The following is a 24781-nucleotide window of genomic DNA, read 5'->3' as shown; positions in this document are numbered from 1 at the left end:
ATCAATAAATAAAAAAGCCTGTAATTTAAGTTACAGGCTTTTTTATTTTTACTGTTTTTCTACTTCTTGTCTTAAAAAATCTGCTAAATCTTTACTTAAATCTGTAGTATACCAATAAGTATTATAAGCTAGAGGATAATCTTTATTTAATTTTCCTTCTAAAATAGGTAATTTTCCTTCTTCTATATCACTTACTTTTATTTTTAATAATTTAACATTACTAGGTAATATTTCTTTTACTTCTCCATAAGCAATATTACTAGGATTATCTATAACTGTTGAAATTATTTTAGGAGAAACCTTAGTTTGAGGATTATTTATTATTCTCTTTTGGATAAATTCATTAATAAAATGATTATCATAAAAAGCTTGAATACCAATAGCTGAGTCCATTCCACCAAAAGCTTGCCAGTTATTAACTTCACCCTTAAAAATACTTTGTAGTTGAATTAAAGTAAGTGCGTCTATTGGATTATCTTTATGAACATAAAAGGCTAATGCCCATTTAGGAGCAAGAATTTCTTTAACTTCCCTACCTGTAAGTAAAGTTAATTGCTTTCTTTCTTCTTGCGATAATTGAAAAGTTGTTTGTACAAGATGAGCTTTTCCTTGAGTTAGTTCTGCTAAGGCTACTCTTTCACTTTTTGGCATTACTGATATTGCCATACCTAAATTTTTAGTCATAAATGCTTCTGTTAACTCTATTAAAAGACTTTGGTTAACTTTAGCCCCTGTAATAATTAATTGTTTATCATTAACATTATTCCCAAAGTATGCTAACCATAATAATAAGGCTTGAGCTAATATTACGCTAGATAAAATAATAATTATCGTTGTATAAACTCTTTCTCTTTTCTTATATGGTCTTGGATCTAAAGCTAATGTAGTTGTACGAGCAGAAGCACGTTGCGCAGTAGAAAGACTTTCTCTGTTAGTAGATGTTCGTCCTGATGATAAATTTTCTTTGTTAGATCTAGTTTTACCATCTGGTGAAGCAGAAACATCTATAGTTATATTACTGATAAAAGATGTTTCTAAGGGATCATCCTTAAGAGAGTCATCTTTAATAGGATCATCAAGTTTATCTTTTTTATTGCTTGTACTCATTATTATATAAAATAAAAATTTACTATTTAATCTCTCTATTCAACCTATCTCTGCCTAAAAGCTTTGCATCATACAAAATAGATGTGCTTTAATCTTGCTTTCAACTTTTATTAAAGTTATGAAATATTTATCTTTACCAGTAATTTTACTATTAACATTTGGATTTACAGCTTGCCCACTTAAGGAGAAAAAAGAATCTCCTAGCTGGGTAGTTTATCAAAACAATGCTCAAACGGCTCTGGAAGCTCTAAAAAGTTTACAGGAGCAAGAATTTGCAGCAACAGACGACATAGAATCTTACAAAAAAACTTTGCAAGAAACCGCTATTAAAGTTGAAAACTTTCTACAAAATAATAAATCTGAACCACCAAGAAAATCTCACACAGAAATAAAAGACGCTTTAGAAGATTTTTCCATAGTTGTAGAACTAATGGAAAGAAAAAAGTCTTCTGTTGGTAATAACTTTTTTAATAATAAGCTTTTTGCTAATACTGACTCAAAACTTTTTGAACGTGTTAAACAAAGATATAAACTCGGGCCTGAGCTACAAACAGCCTCGCACACTTATTATTATATAGACCCTATATTACACGAAGCTCTTCGTTCAGCCAACAATCATATTGAACGAGCAACCAGAAGATTAAAAGATGAAGTTACTGCTGAAGCTAAAGCCGCTAGAGAAGCTAAAAAAGAAGCTCTTAAAAACCTACAAGATATGCCTACAGCTACTCCTAGCCCTGATGCGACCCCTAGTAGCCTTGATCCAAGCACTAGACTAAAAAACACAACAAAGTAGAGTTATTTTTCTAACTCTACTTCTTTTACTAAAGATTTACTTTTTTTATTTACAGTATTACTTTTCTTTTTATCTGTTTCTTCTATTTTATTCTTAGGAGTTATAATAACTTTATCATTCTCGGCATCTATTACTGCACTACCTCCATTTTGTAAACAACCAAATAAAAGTTCTTCAGCTAGTTGTTCTTTAATTTGAGATTGTATTAAACGCGCCATAGGCCGCGCTCCATAAAGTCGATCAAATCCACGTTTAGCAAACCATTCTTTTGCTGCTGTAGTTAATTCTAAACTAACATTTTTTTCAACTAATTGATCTCTTAGCTCATTAACAAATTTTTCAACTACGTGTTTAATTATTTCTGGTGTTAATGGGCTAAAAATAATTGTTGCATCAAGACGGTTGCGAAATTCTGGACTAAAAGGTTTTTCTATTGCTTGTTTACTTTGATTAACAGGAAAACCTTCATTAAAGCCAATGGTTTCTTTATTTATTTCTCTAGCTCCAGCATTAGTAGTCATAATTAAAATTACATTACGAAAATCTGCTTTTTTGCCATTGTTATCAGTTAAACTAGCATGATCCATCACTTGAAGCAAAATATTAAATAAATCTGGATGAGCTTTTTCAATTTCATCTAAAACCAGGACTGAATAAGGCGTTTTATTAACTGCATCTGTTAAAAGTCCACCTTGATCAAATCCAACATAACCAGGAGGCGCACCAATTAAACGGGAAACAGTATGTTTTTCCATATATTCGCTCATATCAAATCTTAAAAACTCGACACCTAAAGCTAAAGCAAGCTGTTTAGCTAACTCTGTTTTTCCTACTCCAGTTGGGCCAGCAAAAAGAAATGAACCAATAGGCTTATCAGGATTCCCAAGCCCAGCACGTGATAGCTTAATTGTTCTTGCTACTTGGTGAATTGCTGGATCTTGACCAAAAATTACTTCTTTTAAGTCTTTTTCTAAACTCTGAAGCCGTTCTTTATCAGATACAGAAACTGTTTTAGGCGGAATCTTTGCCATACGAGCAACAACTAATTCTATTTGATCAGTATCAATATGCTTAGGACGTTTATCTATTTCTAGTAGTTTTACTGCCGCACCAGCTTCATCTATAACATCAATTGCTTTATCTGGTAAACAACGGTCATTAATATACTTAGCAGAAAGCTCTACAGCAGATTTTATAGCTTCATCTGTATAACTAACCTCATGATGATTCTCATAATAGGTCTTTAAGCCTTGTAGAATTTCTATTGTTTCGCTTAAGGTAGGTTCGCCAATTTCAATTTTTTGAAATCTTCTAGCTAAAGCTCTATCTCGTTCAAAAGAAGCTTTATATTCGGAATAAGTAGTTGACCCAATACAACGTATTTCACCTGATGCTAGCACAGGTTTAAGAATATTAGACGCATCCATCGTTCCACCACTAACCGAACCAGCACCAACAATTGTATGGATTTCATCTATTACTAGTATTGCTCCAGGACGTTTCTTTAGTGAATTAATAACTGCTTTTAATCTTTCTTCAAATTGTCCTCGGAATTTTGTTCCTGCAAGTAACGCACCCATATCTAATTGGTAAACTTCGGCTGTTTTAAGTACGCTTGGAACTTCTCCTAAATGAATTTTTCTAGCCAATCCTTCAGCTAACGCAGTTTTACCAACTCCAGGATCTCCAACATAAACTGGATTATTTTTACGTCGTCGACAAAGCACTTGAATAGTGCGCGTTAACTCTGCATCTCGTCCAATTAATGGATCTATCATTCCTTTAGCAGCTTTTGCTACTAAATTACTAGTAAAAGACTCTAAAGCTTTTTCTAGTGCTGGGCTATGTTCTTCATCATCTGTTTCTTCATTAACTTTAACTGGTTCATAATCTTGTTCAACTTTAGCAACGCCATGAGAAATATAATTTAATATATCTAGCTTAGTAACACCTTGTTTTTTTAATAAATATACTGCATGTGAATGGCTTTCCTGATAAAGTGCTGCAAGGACATTACCAGCATCTATTTCATATTTTCCTGCGCCTTGTGCCTGACGAATAGCATATTCTAGCACTCGGTTAAAAGAAGGTGTTTGTTCTGGAGAATGGTATTCTTTTTCTGAAATGGGATCAAAGTTTTCTTCTAAAAATTTTTCTAGTTCTTTTTCCAAAACTTTTAGATCTGCCCCACATTTTCTTAATATATCGCTAGCTAATTTATCTGCAAGCAAAGCTAGTAGTAAATGTTCTAATGTTAAAGACTCATGCCGTCTACTTATAGTTAGGCTTAAAGCATATTGCAACGTGATTTGTAAATCTTTGGTCAACATAAATTTATTTATTCCTCGAAGTTCTACTATGACTCTTGTTCTAAAGTTAGCATTAAAGGATAACCTTCTTCTTGTGCCATCTAGTAGCTTTTACTAGCTTTAATTCTGCAATTTCATAAGGGTAAATACCCACTATTCCACTACCAGAGTAATGAACCTTTAGCATTAAGCTTTCAGCTTGACGATAAGAATATCGAAAAACTTTTTCTAGTACCAAAGTAACAAAGTCCATTGGAGTAAAATCATCATTATGTAAAATTACTTTATATTTTGGAGGTTCCGTTACTTCTTCTTTATTTTTTGTAATCGTTGCCTGGTCTGGATCATACTTAGACATATTTATTCTTTCTCCAGACTACACATAAAAGGAAAATCTCTTTCCCGAGCCAATCTAATTACTTTATTGGCTTTTGTCTCTGCAATTTCATAAGGATAAACTCCACCAATTGTAAGCCCTTGAAAATGTACTTGATACATTCGATGAATTGCTTCTTCTAAAGGATGATTAAAGATTTTTTGTAAGACAAAAACTACAAAATCCTGTGTAGTAAAATCATCATTATGAAGCAAGACCTTATACTTAGGAGGTTCGTCAAGCTTTTCTTTTTTATCATTCTTGGTTAATACTGCTTCATCACTTTCAGGATCATATTTAGACATAGCAATTTCCATGTTACTAATTTTTGATAACTATGTTTTAGATAGCTATATTTTGCAACGATATCTGGATAAGAGCAATTTCTATTTGTCTTTGTTTACTTTTACTAAAAAGCTTAAAATAAATTTTTTCTTTATAATAAGTTATTAGTTTGCAAATTAGGAAAAGCTTAGATGCCCATTAACCCAAACCCATTTATATTTCCACACCGACAATTCCCAACACATCAACGAACCTTAGTTGCAGGTCTACCTTTTTTTCCTCCTGAATTAGGTGCGACAGGTGAAATAGTTAAAATTGTTCGTTGTTGGCAAGTTGAATCTATTGATAACTATACTAGACAACTACCTAAAAGGGTTTTTCTACGCCTTCAACCACCAGAATACCGAGTTTATGAAAAATACTCGCCAAATATTTCTTTTAGCTCTGTGCAAATGTTTTATCAACATCGCCCAGACTTAGAAATTATGTGGCTTGGTCAAATCGGCAGTACTACTTATTTAATTTTAGAAGAAACCCCTTTTGACTTAGATGATGAGAGCTTTACCCAATATGTTGTAAAATTAAATAATCCTCAATCAGTTTCTATAATTGGAATAACAGAATTAAGTAAATTAACTAGCATTTTAAGAAGTCAGGTGGACTACTACCCTACTATTTCTACTTCAGAAATCACATCTTTTTTAGGCCAAATCAATGATAAATTTTCAATTGAATATTACGCAGATTGCATTAAGGAGCGTTCTATTAGCAGGACTTTTAAGGTTAGATGGGACATAATTTCTGCTGGAAAATCTATTTCTATTCGTAAATGGCAACGTCCTTTACCAGAAAATTTGTCTATTTCCTTGCCAATACCTTCAGACCCTACAAGCAATGAAGATTTTTTTATAAAAGAATACCTAGGCTTAAAAGAAAGACATTATTTAATTTTACAAGCTGAAAGAACTTTGATTGCAGGAGAAAAATGGCAAGCTTTTTTAGTTAGACTAGAAGGAAATTCTATTTTTAGTCTAACAGATGACCAAGAATTTCAAGAAACTGCTAATGCCTTTATTGATAGACTAGAAGGAAATTCTAAGGGTAATAATTTTAGACCTCTAGGAACTATTTCTGCACAAGAAGTAGATTTTTTACTTAATTATTTATCTGTTAATCAGCCGAGTTTTACTAGTTCAGGCGAATTTGCTGTAGAAAACTCTTCTTTAACTAAAACAAAATTTACTAACTTAATTCCCATAAAAATCTTGGATGAAAATGATAATTTTCAAGATTCATTTAAAGTAGCAGAAACCAACCAACAGCTAACTATAAATAAACGTTGGCGTATTTCTAATAGGCTTTACTTAAGCTTAAGTTTTTCAACTCAGCAAAACCAAAGTATTTCTAAAAAATTAGATCTTTCCACTTTACTAGTAGAATCTATTTTTTCCTTTAACTTTTGGTATTACATAATTTTAGAACCACCTTCTCAGCTTAATAGCCAAGATAAATTTGTCCTAAAAATTCAAAATAACAAAACTCTTATAACTTTATCTAATGAAGAACTAAGTAAAATTTCTAGCATTTATGAAAATAACAAAAATTCTATTGTAGCAACTAGCATTGTTGAAATTTTATCTTTACTAAACTCTTTATCATCTACTAATAATATTGAGTTTAGCTCAAAACCTATTACAAAACCTTTAACAACTAAAATAACAGGAGCATTAAATAAAGCTATAACTAAGACTAATCTTGTTAGCTTAAACCCAAATATAATAGATAATTACCAGCTAAACAAAAAACTTGGTGAAACTTCTCCTCATGTTAATTACTTAGCTGAGCAAATTAATCTAGGAAACCGAATAGTTTTCTTAAAAACTCTTGAGATAAAAAACTCTTCTCCTAATTATATAGAAAGTTTCCTTAAAATAGCTAAATTACACTCTAAGTTAAACCATACAAATATACCTAAACTATATCAGGTTGGTATTACTAAAGAATATTACTTTAGTGTTTTTCAGTATATACCAGGAATAACTCTATCTGAATATATCTTAAGAAAGAAAATTTCTTCAACGCATCTATTACTAATACTTAAACAAATAGCTAATATTTTAGAATATACACATAAAAGGCAGATTTTACATGGAAATCTTTCTCCTCAAAAAATACTTATTTCTCCAGATGATCAAGTTTTTTTAACTAGTTTTTTTGGTGAAAACCCTGATATGAAAGAGAAAATTGTTGGCAACCCTTTATATTTAGCAATAGAACAACTACAAAATAATTTGTTGCTTCCTAGCTCTGATATATATGCACTAGCAGAAATAGCCTATCTTTGTTTAACAGGGCATCACCCATTTGAAAATTGTGATTCTATAGAAATATTGTTAAGAAAAAAATTTAACTGTAATATCCTTGATGTAGAAACACTTGATCAGTCTTTACCAACAACATTAAATATAGTTTTTAAGAAAGCTCTTTCCTCAGATCTAAACCAACGTTATCAAACAGCTAATGATTTCATCAATGCCTTAAAAGAATGCTTTCAAAATTCTACAACTAGAGATCTTACAGAAGAACTACTACTTAATAATTTTAGATTTATTTCTAATTATTTATCAGTGGATAAGTATTTGCTAACAGATTTAATTGGGGAAGGAAATTTTTCTTGGGTTCATCGAGGGGTTGAACCAAATAACCTTACACAAAAAGCTTTTAAGATTGCCAAACCTCGTCAATTAGTAAGCTTACCGGATCATTCTAGTATTAGAACCCAGGAAATAAACATTACGCTTGGTTGTGTTGGTAGTAAAATCCCAGATATAGAGCAGTTTCTTTCTTTTCAAGCAGAAAAGTTACAAAAAACTAGTGACCCTGCTTTAGTAAAAGTAGATAAGCTTTACTCTCAACATAATATATGTTATTACCAAATGAATTATATTGTAGGTAAAACACTAAGAGAAACAATGAAAACTCGTACAATTTCTATTCGTGTAATGATAGAAATTGCAGTTGCCTTAGATAGGCTCTCACAAAACCCTAATTTTCACTATCATGGAGATCTAAAGCCTGAAAACATTTTAGTAACTAGTAACTCAGTTAAGTTAATTGACCCTGGTTATTTTGGAAGTAAAGAAAAACGAGATGCTCAAACTATGATTACTACTCCAGCATATTACCCAATGTTAGAGTCTGATGACATGTTTGCTTTTGGGTTAATTTTATGGGAAATAGCCTGTCAACAACATCCGCTTGTAATGCAAAGAGGGTCTTCAGAATTTATAGATTTAACATACATTGGAGAAAATCTTTTTGACTGGGTTTATAGTTCTGAACTAGTTGGACAATATTTTAAGTCGGCCTTTTTGTACATTAAACGCCCTTCTACTTATCAAAAAGATATACATCCAATGTTAGAAAGCTTTTTATTAAAAGCTATTAACTTACAGCTTAGAGCCGATAATATTATAGATTATAAAATACACTTTAAGAGCTTTGTCCAGCTAATTGCTGCACTAGAGGAGTTAATAGAGGCAGGAATCACACATTTATAGAAAACCACTTCTCCATCATAATTAAGCTAATTTTTATTAATCAAGGAACTACTTTTATGCTTAAACTTATGTTTAAGAGCCTATTTGTCTTTATATTTTTAACTGTTTTTTTTGCTAGCACTTACACCACAAATGCCGCAAATGAAATAAGAATCTTTAACCCTTTTCTTTCTGGAAACCCTATTGGTGAGCCAATAGCAGATCTAAGCTCAGTTGTCATTGAAAAAGAAAACTTAACCCTGGATTTACGAGGCTTAACTAATTTTCATAGAAATCAGCTACTAGAATTTACTGGCGAACATTCCCAACGTTTAGTCACCGTTGAAACTATTTATCAAGTGCGTAATTACAAGCAAGAACAAGCAATTAGTCTAACTTTTTTTGCTGATGCAATGAGTTTTACTGGTACTAATACAGGCGTTTGGTTAAATGATCAAGCTATTACAGATTTTTCTTTTGACCCAACAGAAAAAGATCTCCCTATTAATTGGGGAATCCCAAATAATACTCCTTCTATTGATGGGACTTGGCTAGTTGCTTATCGGCCTCAACTCAAAAGTGGAAATATTCGTTTTAATTTGTCTATACCTTCAGGTACTCATAAAATCAAGGTTTCTTACCTAGCACAACCTACTACATACTTACAAGGGGATGAAACTATTCCTTGGCAACTTGTTTATAGTTTAACGCAAACTAGAGACTGGGTAGGCTTTAAGTCTTTAGATGCAACTATTTATATTCCTAAAGGTTGGCAATTTGCTAGCAACAATAAATTAAATAATGAAGATGGAAAACTAACTGCTACCTGGCTAACACCTCCATCAAACTCTCTAGCATTAACCGTACAAGCCCCTATTCCAAGGTTTTTTAAGACTAGTTTATTAGCCTGGATTCTTAGTCCAATACTTTGCCTTATGCTAGGAAACTTAATAGGTAAATTACTTTACCAATATAAACAGACTTTAGTTTTATCTATACCAATTTCTATTTGTTTGGGAGCTATTTGGGCTTTATCAATATATTTTTCTATGACTTATGACCAAGATCATCTAAAATTCCTTGTAGGTGAAAACCAATTAACTCGTCCTAGTGGTTCTTTTATAAAAATAGCTACTTTACCTATTACTTTTGCCCTAGGTTTTGTTTTAACACAAGCAACAGCATTTTTTTCGCATCGTAACATTGTAGAAAAGAAAACTTAAAATCATAATGCTAGTTTGCTTTAAGGAAATAATTAGCTTTTAACTTATTAACTTAATGGATGTATAAAATGCAAAAATCCTATTACCGACTGGTTTTTTCATTACTTTTTATCTTTTTACTTTCTCTAACTGCGTGTGAGAGTGTATCAGTAAAAACAACTAGTCCTGTTCCTAATGAAGAAGAAGTAAAAAAGGCTTCTGCTAGTCTTCCATCCCCAAGATTTCCTGAGTCCATTATTAACACTATGGATGCAGAATATAATTGGTCAGTAAAAGACTTAAGTGGAAAAACTGTTAATGCAGGAGATTGGAAAAATAAAGTATTAGTGCTTAATATGTGGGCTACTTGGTGTGGCCCTTGTATAGCAGAAATGCCTAGCTTAGAAAGCCTCTACGAAAAAACCAAAAATGATGATATTGTCTTTGCCTTAGTTTCAGATGAAGACCAGGAAACAGTTAACCAATTTATTCAAAAAAGGAAATTTTCCTTGCCTGTTTATACGGTAGAAAATTTGCCTCAAATATATAGAGGTGACGCAATACCTAGAACGCTTATAATTGCAGCTAATGGTAAGATAGTTTTTGATCATTTAGGTGCGGCTAAATGGGATAGTGAAACTACTATTAATTTTCTAAAAACTGTTTCACAAATAAAATAAGGACAAGCAGAAAATATCTAGCTTTACTGGAAAGTTTTTCCGTTTTTATTCCTTGAGAAAAGATTCTAGATATGTTAAATGCTCCTTATAATTACTTTACACCAAAAAAAACACAAGGAACAAAATGTTAGGACAAGCAAAACCATACTTTACTTTAATTTTACAATCTGAAGATCGTAGCGAAGTAGAACGTGCATCTGAAGATTACAAAAGAAAAAACCCTGGTGCAGAAGTATTTATTGATAGTTGGAGAGACCATATTAGCCATTTAAGCGATAAGCCCCTTTGGCGCGCACGTGCCAAAATAAAAGAGCAACGTAACTTAATACAAGAAATTATCCATATGATAACACGCTAAGTTTTAAGTAAAGCTAATAGCCAAACGTTATTATTTTAGTTGCCTTACAAATAGCTATTTTGGGGTTTTGCTACCCACCAAACATTTTTGTAATAATTTTTGTAATTTTAATCCTAAAATTTTCTGTAACGACCAGTAGAAAACCTTATGTTAATGCAATGCCCTAAATGCAAAAAAGCTTTTCCCTCAGAGAAGAGTTTTTGTCCCTATGATGGCAGCGCGCTGGCTAATGCCTCACAAACAGATTTTGTTAGTTTTCAAATTGATAGTAAATATCAAATAGATGAAAAAATTGGTGAAGGAACTACTGGCACTATCTATAAAGCTACTCACCTACAACTACAAGCTCCTGTAGCTGTAAAATTAATGCGCCGTGACCTAGTAAATAACCCTACTGCTGTAGAGCGATTTCGTCGTGAAGCTTATGCAGCAATGAAAATACGCCATCCAAATGCTATTGCCGTTATGGATTTCGGCATAACCTCTGATGAACTTGTTTATGTAGTAATGGAATTTTTGGTTGGTTGTTCGCTTTCAGAACGACTTAAGGAAAAAGGCCGATTTAGCGTTATAGAAGCTAATAATGTTATTCAGCAAATTTGTGCTGTTCTTAATGTTGCTCATAAACGAGGTATAGTCCACCGAGACTTAAAACCAGATAATATTTTTATCCACAAAGAAGATGGACAAGAAATTGTTAAAGTTGTAGATTTTGGAATTGCTAAACTTATACAAGTTTTAGATGGAATGAGTGCTAGTGATCTTACTGGCATGGGTTCTGTAATTGGTACACCTCATTATATTTCCCCCGAACAATGTACAGCTAGAGCAGTTGACCCAAGATCTGATATCTATTCTGTCGGTATTATACTGTATCGCATTCTTACTGGTAAGTTACCTTTTGAAGGGCCTAATTCTATTGCTGTAATTTATAAACAGGTGACAGAAATGCCTCAACCAATTAATGAAATCTGTCCTGACATCCCACCTCTTATTAATGCGGTTGTAATGCATGCTTTAGAAAAAGACCCTGATAGACGACCAAAAGATATCACTACTTTTGCTAGAGAACTATCAGCAGTTGTGCAAACCATTACAGACCAGGATTTTAGAAATGCTTTTAGCTCTGCAACTGATCAGGATTTGGAGGCAGCCGTGTTATTGAGCCTTGATCCTTCTGGTTATTCTTTAGATTATTCTGCTGGACGTAATAGACCTGAACCACGTAGCAAAGTAAATAACCCTAGTAGTGAAACAGAGCCTCTTTCTGTAGTAACTCTGCCTCAATCAGAAACACCTAAGTCAAATATTGTTTCTTCATCAGAATTTATTGCTGTTGATCAAGAATTTTTACACGGATATTTTCCAGAATGTGACTTAGCTTCTGTTATACATACCCTAATTGGACTTCAAGTTACAGGCTCTCTACTAGTCTATACTAATAAAGGAGCAGCCCACGAAATAGCTAAAAATAAAACTACTGATTTGCCTCCTCCACCTTTTTGTAGCCTTTATTTTGAACAAGGAAATGTTGTTTCCACTAAACTTGGCGTTCGTGTTGGTAAAGAAGCTTTCTTCCAACTTTTCCAAATGCCTGTTGAAGGTAGCTATATTTTCAGACCTGCACTTTATTTAGATGAATTAAGAAATCTTGAACCTATTATTGAATCTGGGGAAGATCTTTGGAATGAAGCAATATCCCTAAAAAATGAGTTACAAGAATATAAAGAAATCTTTCCTGACTTACTTGCTGGTTTTGAAATCTATTCAAATAGGCTAAATTGGCAAGATAAAACTAACCTAACCCTAGCAGAAACTATTTGGTATTTAGTTCAACAATCTGAAATGAATTTAGCTCAGCTTTTAGCTCGCTCACCTAGTTGTAATGCAAAAACTTATCGTATTGTCAATTTATTAGAATCAACAGGCCAAATTAGCTTAAATGATGAATCTGGGAGCTATTAAAAATGCTCAATAGCCTACTAACAGAACTTTCAGATGATGATATAGATGTTAGAGAAAATGCTATTGAACAAATAATTGCGCTAAAAGATCCTACAAGTATCTTTCCTTTGTTAGGAATGCTTAAAAGCCAAAGTGCATCAACTCGTGCTGCTGTTGTACGTATTTTGGGAGAAATAGCCGAAATTACAGAAGAAAATCTTGCTGAAGATTTACTACCTTTATTATCAGACGAAGATCTTTTTGTACAAATACAAACTTGTGTTGCATTTGAGCAAATTGGCAGTCTTGAAGCATTTGAACCTCTATTTAAGATTATTTTTTTAGAAGACTTAGAACGAGATCCAGAAAATTTACTTGGACGCACAGCTTTAGTAACTTTATCTAGTCTCTCTCAGGAATTATTGGTAAAAAATTTAATTTACCTGCTCCAAGATCCTAGCTCACCTTATCGTAATCTAGCAGCTTATTGGTTAGGAGAAATTAAAGCTGCTGAAGCTCTTGATTGCTTATTAGATTGCTTAAATGATCCAAATATAACAATTTACACTACTATAATAGAAGCTTTAGGAAAAATAGCTAATCCAAAAGCGGTAAGACCTTTATTTAATATATTAGAAAGTATTGCCGATACAGAAGAAAACGAAACCTTAAACCAAATCAAAGAACAAATTATTTTAGCTTTAGCTCAAATTCCAAGTGAAGAAACTATAGATTTACTAATTAATTTACTAGCTGATACAAATATAGCTAAACGAAGGCTGTCAGCCTGGGCCCTAGGCCATATTAGCAGCAAAACCGCTATTTCTGCCTTATTTAAAGCCTAACAGACATAGATATAGAAGTTCAATGGTTTGCTATTCATCCCTGGAAATTCTAGCTGATCCACAAGCTATTAAGCCCCTTAGCAATCTTTTAACTGATGAACCGGCTGATTTACGCCAAAAAGCTGTCCAGGCAATTGGAAGCATAGGTACAAACTTAGCAATTAATCCTTTAATTTTTGCCTTAAATGATCCTGATGTAAATGTTAAATACTTTGCTATCCAAGCTTTAGGCCAAGTTGGTCAAGAAACTGTTTTAGACCTTCTTACTATCTACCTAACAGATTTAGATCCAACAATTAGAAATGTAACTATTAAAGCTTTATCTAGAATTAAAACTCCAAAAGTAACACAGTTACTGATCAATATGTTATCGGACTCTGACGAAACAGTTTTTTATAGCGTAATTCAAGCTTTAGAAGAAATAGGAGATGAATTTGCAATTAAGCCGCTAGAAAACAAACTTAATGATATATCAGATCCTTTTCTTGCTGACTCTATAAAATCAGCTATAGAAAAAATTATTAGCTCTAAAAATATTTCCAATCATCAAACAAGAGGTTTTGAATCTAATTAGCTACTTATGTCTAAAAGATTAAGTATAAGATAAAATCATAAGTATAAAGCCTTACAAGGGCTATGTAATTGTAGACTAAGTCGTAAGACCTAGGATTTATAGGTAAAAGGAGTTAGCATTATTTTTAGGTACTTCTAAAAATAGATATTGTAAATTTATGAAAAACCGTCTTTTCTTTACTCGATTTTTAGTTTTAGTAGTTTTTGTTTTTTCTTTTGTTATTTCAACTGCGGCCAAAATCAGCCAAGCAGAAAAAGAAAGAATTACAAATGCAGTAGATGTTTTAACCCAACTACTAGACACTCCTGATAAAAGCGTCCCAAAAGACATTTTAGGTAAATGTGAATGTATTATGGTAATTCCATCGGTAAAAAAAGGAGCTTTTGTCTTTGGTGGTCAATATGGAAAGGGACTAGCAAGCTGTCGTAGATCTCCAGATGGTTGGAGTGCGCCGCTATTTTTCTCCCTTAAAGGTGGGAGTTTTGGTCTTCAAATTGGCGGACAATCAATTGATTTAGTATTAGTCATTATGAATGACAAAGGAATTAATTCACTGCTAAAAGATAAATTTACTTTAGGTGCAGATGCTTCTGTTGCTGCCGGGCCGGTTGGCCGTGCTAGCAGTGCAGAAACTGATGCTGCACTAAAAGCAGAAATCCTAGCTTATTCACGTACTCAAGGTGTTTTTGCTGGAATTTCTCTTAAAGGCTCTTCTCTAAAACCAGACCAAGAGGCTAATTTAGGTTTATATGGAAAGAAAATAGCTGCAAAAGACGCACTAATTAGTAATTTAGTTGGATATCCAGAAGATACTAACTTATTTATTGAAGCTCTTAATAAACGATCTCCTAAAAAAGATTAATCATCTTGTTCCTAAAAATAAAAAGGCAGCTATAAATTTATAGCTGCCTTTTTTATTTGCTTAGTTAGTTTTAATTAAGTATGTTTTAACCACCTATTCCATAGCCTGATAAATTAAGTTGAAGGTTAATCACAGGTGAATTATTTAATTGTTGGGAAATTTTATAAGCAATAAAGTTCCCTGAATTTTGATAATCAGAAATTAATGAAATTGGTGGAGATGGCATATCAACCTTTATACTTTCATTAATATTTTTATCTTGGCTTTTATCTAAGTTTACATTTGCATTATTTATTGGATAAATATTTGTGCCACTATAAGAATTAAGATTTGTAGCTATCATAACTTTCTCCTAAAAGAATTTTTGGAATATTTTGCTGATAGCTAAATCAAATAATATGCCTTTAAGTAGCTTATAACCTAATCTATTGGTCATTTAGATAAATACTTGTATTTACTAGTAATTAGCCTTTTGGCCTATAAAGTTTCATAGCTATTTTCTTAAATTAAAATCCTATGCCTGACAAGCTTGGCACTAACTAAATGCCATATTTGACTATAGCTGTCAGATATGGCACTTGCAGATTTTCCGTAAATTTTTGCTTAGTCTGCTTGACAGTAACAAAGAGATTTTAGTAGAGTACACACTTTCAAACAACAAGTTATTTTAATCATTTTAATTTTACGGGGAGTGGCGTAGTCTGGTAACGCGCTTGGTTTGGGACCAAGAGACCGGTGGTTCGAATCCACTCTCCCCGATTGCCTTCTTTTGCGCCCATAGCTCAGTAGGATAGAGCAACGGCCTTCTAAGCCGTAGGTCTGTGGTTCGAATCCACATGGGCGTACTCAAAAAGTACCTAATCTTTAATCCTTTCTAAATCTAACTTAATCTCTACATTTAACTCTTCTTAAATACTAAAACTTAAAAATAATTACTTTGGCTTATCATGATAAACTAAAATCCCTGCTTGAAATCCACCTACATAGTTACTAGCAGCAGTACACCAAACAATTTTAGCTATTTTTACAGCTACCACATTTGGAAAATGCAGTTCTAAAAAGGTATTTGGTTGAAGTGGATAAGAGCTTTTTATTGCTGCTCCTCGACGTGAAACATTAACTATTAAAGTATCTTCCTCAAATCTCTCGCCTGAAATACTTCGACCGCGCACTAGCACTGGAATTAGCTGATCCCGTCGCTCATCACGGTATTTTTTTATATAACGACTTTGCAAAGTTTTTAACTTCTGTGCTATTCGACGAAAATTAATATCTATTGCATAAACATCAAAAAAAGCTTCGGTTGCCTCTTCTATTCGCCCTGTTGCTTCATAAAGTAAAGCTAAATCATAACGTAAAGCTTTATATTCATTAGCTTCATAATCAATTAAATCTAAGCCCCTTAAAAGCCAACTCTCTGCCTTTTCATAAGCACTTAAGCCAACATAACATAAACTAACTATCTCACAAGATTGCACTAATTTACTTTTTTGCTCTTTGTTAGATAAATGACTTTCTATTAAGCCAATAGCTACCAGTAATTCTTCTATAGCCATTTCATAAAGCATCATTTCCTTGTAAGCAATGCCAACATTGTAATGTAAATCAAATTCTACCCATCTTTGTTCTTCAGTTAATTCAACATCTCCTAATGTATCTTTTTCTTCTATAAAAGCTTCATCAATAGTTTTATCTTCACCTAAATTATCTGTTTGTTGAGTTTGTGCAAGGTTTTTCTCAGAGTTTACTTTATTAAGACTAGGTAACTTTTCTTGTATTGCTAGATTAGTTGCTATCTGTCCAATAAATGATTTAAGCGAATTAGTAGGGTAAAACTTAACAAATCTTTCTGCTTTACTATCATTTGTTGGTAAAACTTGCCGGTTATTAGATTTTGAATAAAGCTGAAACGTACCAAAACCTTTTATTTGAGCAGTATTATTTGCTAGCAAAGTCTCTGTAATGTTTGTAAATAAGCTATTAAAAATCTTATGTGCTTCTTTACGTGTAAACCCTGATTTAACTAGTGTATCTACAAAATAACGATTAGGTTTAAAGTCTATTTTTGACACATTTTGCCCCAAAAAAAAATTTTTCCTTGCGCTAACTTTGCTAATTATTAAATGCTTTGTTATTTTTTCTTAAATAATTCTTTAGCTTCTGCTACTACAGTTCGAGTATGTTCTAAGGTAGATTCAGCACTACGCATTTTAGTAAATATTTCTGGGAGTTCACGATTAATAGATCCACCCTTTTGCAACCATTCAGCAGCTTTACGTAGACCTTCCATTTCTACTCTTAAGGACTCTTTAGCTTTATCTAAATGAAAAGAAAGACGCTCAAATTCTGCAACTAAATTGTCTCTTTCTGGATAAGAGCTTAAATCCCGATTTTGACTATTTAATCCACCTACTGTAGAGGAAAAGCTTACTGCTTTATCATTATTACTTAAGGAAGAAAGTCTTTGTGTTTTCCGCTTTGAAGGCTTAGGACGATCAGGATCAAAAGTAGAAAGTGCTTGCAGAGTAGTAGTAATTTTACCATTAGAAATTTTTGTTGGCAGTCCTGAGCCATTAAATTTAGCTAGCAGGGCTGTGATATTATCTTCTCCGCCTCGATGACGAGCCGCAACAATCATATCTTGACAAGCAGGTTGAGTAGCTCCTCTTTGACTAATAAATTTCATCATTTCTTGAGCTTTAATTTTATTGGACAACCCATCGCTACAAATTAGTAAATAATCATTACTTTGTAGTGGTAAAGAGGTTACAGCCACTTGAATTTCTTGTTTAACTCCAATAGCTTGGAGCAATATACCTCGATTAGTGGATTTTTCTGCATCGGCTGGAGTAACTAAGCCTCGTGAAACTAAAACTTCTATTAATGATTGATCTGTAGTAATTTGCTTAATACGTCCATCACGCACTAAATAAGCTCGGCTATCTCCAACTTCAGCAATATAAGCCTTATCACCTTCAACCAATGCAGCAGTAAGAGTTGCTCCCATACCCTTATATTCTGGTCTTCTACTCTCGCGAAAAACAAGACTATTTGTTTCTTCCACTGCTTGAACTAGCCTATCATAAGCAGGAACATTGCTAAGTTTAAGCATATTTTCCCATAAACTAGTTACTGCCATTTGACTAGCTACTTCTCCTGCTAGTTGTCCTCCCATTCCATCAGATACAACCAGCAACATGGATAAAGTATTGGTAGTTTTGTCACCTTTATAAATATCTCCTAAAGCTTTACCTGTAGATAGATCAACTACTAGAAAATAGTCTTCATTGTTTTTACGCACCAATCCAACATCTGTACAAGCAGCAATTTCAACTGCAATGGGGCCAGATTTCATAGAATTTTTCCTTAAAAATACTTAATTTTCTGCTAATTTTTTAATTACTTCTCTATTAAGCTGATGTCCACCTTCAAAAGTAATTAATTGATAAGGTAAATTATGTGATTTTAATCTTTCTTCTTCATTAGCAATAACACTAGCATCAGCAAATTGATCTTGATTGCCTACTACTACAAATATCTTTAAGTGAGAAAATATTTCATAAGTAGCAGTTAAATCTAGGTCTGGTGGGGTTAAACCTCCCCAAAGGATTAATTTTTCTATTTGTTTTGCTTTACCTAGACCTATCCAGCGACAAACCGTAGCAACTCCTTGAGAAAACCCTAACACATTTACTTTTACATTGGCGTTTGCAACAGTTGATAGAACTTGATCATAAAGTTTATCCAAGTAGTTTACATAGTTATCAATTTCATTCAACCTATCTTCTCTAGTCATCCAACAAGCTCCAATTTTACCACCGAAACCATCTAAGTAAAACCTAGAAAGTGCTTCAGGTGCAACAATTAGCCTACTTTCGTTAGCAATAATTTCAAATGGCTTTATAAAATAAGCTGCAAGCTGTCCTTGTCCATGACATACAAACCAAATTTCTTTTAAGTTTTCCGATATTTTACCTAGAGTAGAATATCTAGCTGTTCTAATAATATCAATATTATGTGATTGTGAGTTTTCTGCCATAAAAGTTTCCTAAAATGAATTTATCGCAATTAGCTTTAGATATTACCTCACAAAGATAAAAAGACAAGAAATCGCTACTGTTTAGAATAGTTTTGCAACTTAACTTTTGTGCTAGAATGTGGCCTTTAATTTTTTGCTAAAATAAAAATTTAGAGGAAAATTTCTTAACAACATATTGCAAGAAGAAAAGTAGTCTGCATTCCTAAGATTAATTTTATTTGTCTTAAATTTTTATTAAGAAGGGTTTAATTATGCAAGCCGTTATCTTAGCTGGAGGAAAAGGAACTCGTCTTCGTCCATTGACTCTTTCCACTCCTAAACCCATTACTACAATAGCTAACCAACCTTTTCTTTATTACCAACTAGAAATATTAAAAAAAGCTGGTGTAGCAGAAGTAATTTTAGCTCTATCTTACCAGCCAGAAAAAATTATGGCTGTTTTTGGAGATGGTGAAAAGTTAGGGCTTAAAATTCGCTATTTGGTTGAACCTCAACCACTAGGCACAGCCGGGGCTTATAAATTTGCAGAAAAATATATAAATACTACCACTATAGTATTTAATGGAGATATTCTTACTAATATTGATATGGCTGCTGCTGTAGCATTACATAAACAGCGTCAAGCAACAGCAACTATTATTTTAGTACCTGTTGAAAACCCTTCTGCTTATGGACTAGTTGAAACTGCTAGCGATGGTCAAGTCCTAAGATTTTTAGAAAAACCTAAAACTGATGAAATTACTTGTAATACAATTAATGCTGGTATGTACGTATTAGAACCTAAAGTTCTACAATATATCCCTCCTGATGTAGAACATTCCTTTGAATATCAATTATTTCCAAGATTAAAAGCTGAAAATGAGCCTTTTTATTCTGTAATTAGCAAAGAATATTGGCTAGACATTGGAACTAATGCCCGTTACTTGCAAGCTAATTTAGATGTGATAGCTAATCGGCTAGCCTACCATCCAACACGTAACCAAACTAGTTTTCCTTCTGCTGAAATAGATGCGCTTTCTCTGCTAGCTAAAAATGTAAAAGTTGGAGTTGGAGCTAAAATTACTAATTCTGTAATCGGCGAAAACTGCTTAATTGAAGATGGAGCAACTGTTAAAAACTCTGTACTACTAGCTAATACTAAAGTAGAAACTAATGCGACAATCGAAAACTCAATTATTGGTCAAAATTGTTTAATCAAACAATTTGCAAATATTAAACAAGGCTCTGTTTTAGGGGATAACACAGTAATAACAGATTTTAGCCAAATAGGTGGTATCTAAAATGATTAAATTTGGAACAGATGGTTGGCGAGCAGTTATTGCAGAAGAATTTACATTTCAAAATGTAGCTATTGTTACTCAAGCACTGGCAGATTACTTAAATTCTGAAAATTTCCCTAACAGAACTTTAGCTGTAGGTTATGACCGTAGGTTTCTTTCTGACCGTTTTGCTAGCCAAGTAGCAGCACAACTTGTAGCAAATGATTTTCAAGCCCTGCTTTTTGATGAAGCTGTCCCGACTCCTATGGTTTCTTTTGAAGTAAAAACACAAAATTTAGCTGCTGGTATAGTAATTACTGCTAGTCATAACCCTCCAGAATTTAATGGGTTTAAGGTTAAAGCACCTTTTGGAGGCTCAGCACCTCCAGAAATAACCCAACAAATAGAAGCCAGATTAGGTCAAACTCCTCCAAAACTTATGTCTTTTGCTGAAGCCATCACAACAGGTAAAGTCAAAGCCATCCAACCATCCATAAATTATGGACGACATATAGCTGACCTTGTAGATTTAGAACAAATCAAAGCATCAACAGCCAAAATAATAGTTGATCCAATGCATGGCAGCGGCGCACGTTGGGTAGAGCATTTGTTAAGCGGCGGAAAATGCCAAGTTACTACCATTAGAGCTAACCAGGATGCTTATTTTGGCGGTGTTAACCCTGAACCGTTAGCACATCATCTTCAAGCCTTATCAGAAAGTGTTAGGGAAACTTCTGCTCTACTAGGTCTTGCAACTGATGGCGACGCTGACCGAGTTGGCGCAGTTGATGAACAAGGAAAATTTATTAATTCACACCAAATTGTAGCAATACTTTTATTACATCTAGCTAAAGTGCGTAAGCTATCTGGAGCAGTAGCAGTAACATTTTCCCAAAGTACGTTGGTAAAACGTATAGCCAAGCATTTTAATTTACCAATTTATGAAACCCCTATAGGCTTTAAGTATTTTGCAGACCTAATGCTTACAAGAAATGTTTTAATAAGTGGGGAAGAATCTGGAGGGATTGGTATTAAAGGCAATATACCGGAACGTGATGGTATTCTTAATAGCCTTTTGCTAGCAGAAGCAATTATTGCTAGTGGAAAAACACCTAGCGAGTTACTTAAAAGCATTTGGCAGGAATTTGGCTATTTTTCCTATGACCGGCTAGATTTACCAATAGAAATTGAGAGAGGACAAGCTTTTGTAGAAAAAATGAAGTCTGACCCTCCATTAGAAATTGCCGAAGAAAAAATTGTCGATGTTGCTACTTTAGATGGAACAAAACTTATTTTTGAAGATGAAAGCTGGCTACTACTTAGGCAATCTGGCACTGAACCAGTTTTAAGGCTTTATTGTGAGGCTTCATCAGAAGAAAAAGTTGAAAAATTACTCTCTGCTGCCAGAGAGCTAGTTAAAAATTACTAAAATTTTTATAAAAAAGAATCTAGGTAAAACACTTACGCGCTTTACCTAGGTTCGAGGCTAGGCTATTGAGGGCAAAAAACAAAATCTAAACTAAAAGGAGATTAAACAATCCAATTTTCTTTCTCTTCAACAAAACGTATTCCTAAGCGTACTAAATCATAACTCGGCCAAGGTTCAATATTAACAACTTCTCCTTTGACAGAAAGATCATCTTTAAGACTAACTTCTAATTCTGTTCCTATAGGAAAAGGCATATAGGTTAATATTCCCATTCCAGACTCGCTAAAATCTATCGTAAGACCGTCAATAAAATCTTTGTCTTCACCACTAGCTTTTATTTCAACAAATCTTCGGTAATTACTACGCTCCTCATGACGATAAAGAGATTGGGTATTTGCCATAGCCATAATATTTTCTCCTTATTTATGTTAAAAATATAAACCATTTAGCAACTAAATATATATACTAATGTATTATATAGGCCAATTATTTTTATCAACTAATTTAATACCTATCCTCATCATTCCAGACCATTCCCAATCACCCCATTCATCTTCTATACTCATAACTTCCCCTATAGCGGAATATTCATCATCTAAATTTATAGCAACTTTTTCCCCAACAGGAACAGATAAAGAAGTAACAATACCTAAGCCTGAAACACTGCTATCAACAATCAATCCACCTGTATATTGGTAATCATTTAAAGCCTTAATTTTGATATAGGAACGAGGATAATGACTTGATTGGCGATTTTCTTTGCGACTTTCAATAGCCTTTAGTTTTGACATAAGCCCTCCTAAATTATTAGGATTTTTTATTGTTATTTTACTTAATAGCAATAGTTATGCCAAATATAAAATGTAGCTTAAACTCTTGCTATCTTGTTGCTTTTACTTAAAATAAAGCTAATCTTAAAAAATACAATGTTGAAATTTACCCAAGTTTTGAGAAAATTTTCTCAAAACATTAACTACCATAATATAATATAAATAGTATAGCAACTTTATATTCTTAACCCTTAAGCCCATAGGGGTAACATAGCCTTTTAATGTTAAACCATATCTAGGTCTTACACCCCATAAGCGCGAGCTTAAGAGTAACTAATTGAAGATAGAGTAGTTAAATCCTTAAGCCCCAACGGGGCGTAAGACATGTAGCCCAGAGCTTACGCTCTGGGTTTAAGTAATATATTGTATAAAGCCCCAACGGGGCGTAAGAGTTTTTTAATAGCAAGAAAAGACTATGCACGCCCTTTCATGGCTTTAAGCTTAAAATACTGATTATTTTGTTTATGCTGTACTTAATCAATTACCCATTCTACTTGCTGAGCTTCTGTTAGATCGGGAATTTCTAGATTAGCAGACATTTTTTCAATGATATTTTTTGGTACAGACTCTTGGCGTAAGCTATTGCGCCTAAATAGTTCTTCTGAATTTGCTTCTAAATAAATTATTTTTACACTAGCTTTATAACTTGTAAAAAGCTCTATTAACTGCCTACGCCGTGAACGCATTAAATTAGTAGCATTCCAAATAAAGCTTTGTTTGGCTCTTAAAAGCTCTCTTGCTCGTTTTTTAGACTCTGATAAAATCTCACCTTGATTTTTTTTAGGAGAAATTTTTAACTCTTTACGAATATCATCAAGTGATATAACAGGCCAATTAGCTAAGTTATTTTGCTTAATCCAAGTATCTTTTCCTGATGCTGGTAATCCTGATAGTAAGATTACTTTAAAAATTGTGTCATCATAAGCTAAATAATTAGGATCACTGCTTTGCTTTTGAAAATAAATAAATCGGCTATGTGGTGAAGGAAAATTTTTTGCTTGATCAAAACAATTTTCTTCTTTGGCAAACTCTATAAATAGTTCTATTTTTTCAATTAAGTCTTTTTCTTTATCAGGTTTTGCTGCTAGCACAGTAGCTTTTGCTAGTACAGCAAGTAAATCTAGCCTTACTGTTTGACTTGCTTTGATTAGGCTGTGTTGTAGATTATATTTTTCAAAAATAAAAAAAGGTAAACTACTGTATCTAATTAAATTAACCGCTTGTTCTCTAAAGTAAAAGGGGATTTTCTTTTGCCAAAAAATCTGTCTTGCTTCTTTTACTTTGCTACGTAAATTGACTAGGATTTTTTGGTTATTTTCTATATTTGTAAAGCTAGGAAAATCTTGCCAAAGGGCAGCAAGAAAAATTGCTGCCCGGTTGTCTTCTGTAAACTCTTGCCAATTGTTTAGCTGAACTAAAGTTTCACAAAGCTGTTTTGTAAATAACGATATTTTTGTGTTTAGCTCTGGGAAATACGCTAAAACTGCTGTCCAGTTGATTGACCAGGTGGGGACAGTTGGACAAAATTCCCAAATTTTACAGGGATCTAGCATAAGGGATTACCAGTAGTAAATAAATTTATCCCATTTGCAAGAAGATTAGGGATTATCGGACGTGATTGCCAATGGCTTTCTGAAGCTTCTACAGCAGTTAAAAAACTAGCACGTACATACTTAAAACGCGCCTTTACTTTTCCGTTTTCTTCTACTTTAATATAAAGCCCTTCCATATTTCTATTATGGTCGGTTTCTTTGATAGCTCGTTCAACGCTTAAATTTTGTTCTTGACAGATTTCTTTTAGTATTTCTAAATGATTGGGAGTAATAAAGTTAGAGGTAATTAGTAATTTTTGTAAGTCTTTTAATGTTTTTATTTTTCCACTAAAAAGAACTGGAGCCGACACTATTGGCAAATCTTTTAGCATTTGTTGTCTATACTCAGTGCTTAAAAAACAATTTTCCTCTAAATCTAAAATATCAAATTCAATAAAATAATGAGGTAAAGCATTGTAAAACATAGTATGTTTTGCGTAAAGCCATTCACCATACATAATATAGCGTAAACCTAATAAATTCCATAACATACTAGTATGACAATTTGCCCATTGTTTAAGCAAATTAAAATGTCTTTCACTATTTCCACCTAAAAGAAAATGTCCTCGGCTTTGTAACATTAACTGCCCATTTTCATTAAAGCTAATAGCTGAATTAGCCCCGTCTAATTTTTCTTCTATAACAACATAGTTATCAGCAATTTCTGAAAAAGGAAGACAATCTAAATCTTCATCACCGGGTTGAAAGCGTGAGCCTTCTAAATGTGGAGTTCTAGGATACTTATAGATTTGCAT

General features: G+C 33.1%; 23 protein-coding genes and 2 tRNA genes. 13 read left to right on the top strand and 12 right to left on the bottom strand.

Annotated features, from left to right (window positions below; genetic code table 11):
- Positions 1-48: 48 nt before the first annotated feature.
- Positions 49-1107 (bottom strand): substrate-binding domain-containing protein, encoded by a 1059-nt coding sequence (locus IPK14_20630; GenBank protein MBK7995692.1) that lies wholly within the window; start codon positions 1105-1107, stop codon positions 49-51.
- A gap of 94 nt (positions 1108-1201) precedes the next feature.
- Here IPK14_20630 and IPK14_20625 point away from each other — a divergent pair, with 94 nt between their 5' ends.
- Positions 1202-1903, top strand: a complete 702-nt coding sequence (locus tag IPK14_20625; protein MBK7995691.1) for a hypothetical protein — start codon at positions 1202-1204, stop codon at positions 1901-1903.
- Positions 1904-1905: 2 nt separating this feature from the next.
- Here IPK14_20625 and clpA read toward each other — a convergent pair whose 3' ends face one another.
- From clpA to IPK14_20610, 3 genes are read right to left on the bottom strand one after another with little or no spacing between them, the layout of a single operon-like run.
- A complete protein-coding gene (clpA, locus tag IPK14_20620; GenBank protein MBK7995690.1) occupies positions 1906-4233 on the bottom strand; it encodes an ATP-dependent Clp protease ATP-binding subunit ClpA in 2328 nt (775 codons plus the stop codon).
- 52 nt (positions 4234-4285) lie between these two features.
- Entirely contained in the window at positions 4286-4570 is a 285-nt protein-coding gene (locus tag IPK14_20615; protein MBK7995689.1) for an ATP-dependent Clp protease adaptor ClpS, read from the bottom strand.
- Positions 4571-4572: 2 nt separating this feature from the next.
- The gene (locus tag IPK14_20610) at positions 4573-4893 is read right to left on the bottom strand and encodes an ATP-dependent Clp protease adaptor ClpS (protein MBK7995688.1); all 321 of its coding nucleotides are present in this window, start codon (positions 4891-4893) and stop codon (positions 4573-4575) included.
- A 171-nt stretch (positions 4894-5064) separates the two neighbouring features.
- On the opposite strand from IPK14_20610, the gene IPK14_20605 reads away from it, so the two are divergent.
- The 8 genes from IPK14_20605 to IPK14_20570 all read left to right on the top strand — a co-directional run bounded on the left by IPK14_20605 (position 5065) and on the right by IPK14_20570 (position 14877).
- Positions 5065-8433, top strand: a complete 3369-nt coding sequence (locus IPK14_20605) for a protein kinase (GenBank protein ID MBK7995687.1) — start codon at positions 5065-5067, stop codon at positions 8431-8433.
- Positions 8434-8489: 56 nt separating this feature from the next.
- Positions 8490-9635: a hypothetical protein gene (locus IPK14_20600; GenBank protein ID MBK7995686.1), complete on the top strand. Its 1146-nt coding sequence runs from the start codon at positions 8490-8492 to the stop codon at positions 9633-9635.
- Positions 9636-9703: 68 nt separating this feature from the next.
- Positions 9704-10294, top strand: coding sequence for a TlpA family protein disulfide reductase (locus IPK14_20595; protein MBK7995685.1), 591 nt, complete (start codon positions 9704-9706; stop codon positions 10292-10294).
- 124 nt (positions 10295-10418) lie between these two features.
- Positions 10419-10652 (top strand): hypothetical protein, encoded by a 234-nt coding sequence (locus tag IPK14_20590; protein MBK7995684.1) that lies wholly within the window; start codon positions 10419-10421, stop codon positions 10650-10652.
- Positions 10653-10799: 147 nt separating this feature from the next.
- A complete protein-coding gene (locus tag IPK14_20585; protein MBK7995683.1) occupies positions 10800-12617 on the top strand; it encodes a protein kinase in 1818 nt (605 codons plus the stop codon).
- A 2-nt stretch (positions 12618-12619) separates the two neighbouring features.
- Entirely contained in the window at positions 12620-13441 is an 822-nt protein-coding gene (locus tag IPK14_20580; protein MBK7995682.1) for a HEAT repeat domain-containing protein, read from the top strand.
- Between the two features lie 22 nt (positions 13442-13463).
- The gene (locus IPK14_20575) at positions 13464-14015 is read left to right on the top strand and encodes a HEAT repeat domain-containing protein (GenBank protein ID MBK7995681.1); all 552 of its coding nucleotides are present in this window, start codon (positions 13464-13466) and stop codon (positions 14013-14015) included.
- Between the two features lie 157 nt (positions 14016-14172).
- On the top strand, positions 14173-14877 hold the full coding sequence (locus tag IPK14_20570) for a lipid-binding SYLF domain-containing protein (protein MBK7995680.1): 705 nt from the start codon (positions 14173-14175) through the stop codon (positions 14875-14877).
- An 85-nt stretch (positions 14878-14962) separates the two neighbouring features.
- Here the strand turns inward: IPK14_20570 and IPK14_20565 are convergent, their stop codons facing one another.
- Complete coding sequence (locus IPK14_20565; protein ID MBK7995679.1) at positions 14963-15220, bottom strand: hypothetical protein; 258 nt, start codon at positions 15218-15220, stop codon at positions 14963-14965.
- Between the two features lie 342 nt (positions 15221-15562).
- Here IPK14_20565 and IPK14_20560 point away from each other — a divergent pair.
- Together IPK14_20560 and IPK14_20555 are read left to right on the top strand one after the other, a co-directional pair.
- A tRNA-Pro gene (locus IPK14_20560) sits at positions 15563-15636 on the top strand.
- Between the two features lie 12 nt (positions 15637-15648).
- Positions 15649-15722, top strand: a tRNA-Arg gene (locus tag IPK14_20555).
- An 87-nt stretch (positions 15723-15809) separates the two neighbouring features.
- Here IPK14_20555 and IPK14_20550 read toward each other — a convergent pair.
- The 3 genes from IPK14_20550 to IPK14_20540 are packed head-to-tail and all read right to left on the bottom strand — an operon-like array spanning position 15810 to position 18916.
- Positions 15810-16949 (bottom strand): HU family DNA-binding protein, encoded by a 1140-nt coding sequence (locus IPK14_20550; GenBank protein ID MBK7995678.1) that lies wholly within the window; start codon positions 16947-16949, stop codon positions 15810-15812.
- 59 nt (positions 16950-17008) lie between these two features.
- Positions 17009-18232, bottom strand: a complete 1224-nt coding sequence (locus IPK14_20545; GenBank protein MBK7995677.1) for a serine/threonine-protein phosphatase — start codon at positions 18230-18232, stop codon at positions 17009-17011.
- Between the two features lie 21 nt (positions 18233-18253).
- The gene (locus tag IPK14_20540) at positions 18254-18916 is read right to left on the bottom strand and encodes a phospholipase (GenBank protein MBK7995676.1); all 663 of its coding nucleotides are present in this window, start codon (positions 18914-18916) and stop codon (positions 18254-18256) included.
- Between the two features lie 251 nt (positions 18917-19167).
- On the opposite strand from IPK14_20540, the gene IPK14_20535 reads away from it, so the two are divergent.
- Entirely contained in the window at positions 19168-20196 is a 1029-nt protein-coding gene (locus IPK14_20535) for an NDP-sugar synthase (protein MBK7995675.1), read from the top strand.
- A 1-nt stretch (position 20197) separates the two neighbouring features.
- Positions 20198-21604 carry a phosphoglucomutase/phosphomannomutase family protein gene (locus IPK14_20530; GenBank protein MBK7995674.1) on the top strand — a complete coding sequence of 469 codons (1407 nt, stop codon included), beginning with the start codon at positions 20198-20200 and terminating at the stop codon, positions 21602-21604.
- 101 nt (positions 21605-21705) lie between these two features.
- Here IPK14_20530 and IPK14_20525 read toward each other — a convergent pair whose 3' ends face one another.
- The 4 genes from IPK14_20525 to IPK14_20510 all read right to left on the bottom strand — a co-directional run bounded on the left by IPK14_20525 (position 21706) and on the right by IPK14_20510 (position 24781).
- Complete coding sequence (locus IPK14_20525) at positions 21706-22011, bottom strand: PilZ domain-containing protein (protein MBK7995673.1); 306 nt, start codon at positions 22009-22011, stop codon at positions 21706-21708.
- 66 nt (positions 22012-22077) lie between these two features.
- Complete coding sequence (locus tag IPK14_20520; GenBank protein MBK7995672.1) at positions 22078-22395, bottom strand: PilZ domain-containing protein; 318 nt, start codon at positions 22393-22395, stop codon at positions 22078-22080.
- Positions 22396-22907: 512 nt separating this feature from the next.
- Positions 22908-23987, bottom strand: coding sequence for an AAA family ATPase (locus IPK14_20515; protein ID MBK7995671.1), 1080 nt, complete (start codon positions 23985-23987; stop codon positions 22908-22910).
- Positions 23981-24781, bottom strand: coding sequence for an RNA ligase family protein (locus IPK14_20510; GenBank protein ID MBK7995670.1), 801 nt, complete (start codon positions 24779-24781; stop codon positions 23981-23983). The genes IPK14_20515 and IPK14_20510 overlap by 7 nt, the downstream gene beginning before the upstream one ends.

This window comes from Blastocatellia bacterium, from assembly GCA_016713405.1.
Lineage (GTDB): Bacteria > Acidobacteriota > Blastocatellia > Chloracidobacteriales > JADJPF01 > JADJPF01.
Note: the sequence above shows the minus strand (reverse complement) of the source record. Positions and strands in the feature narration are given on the sequence as shown.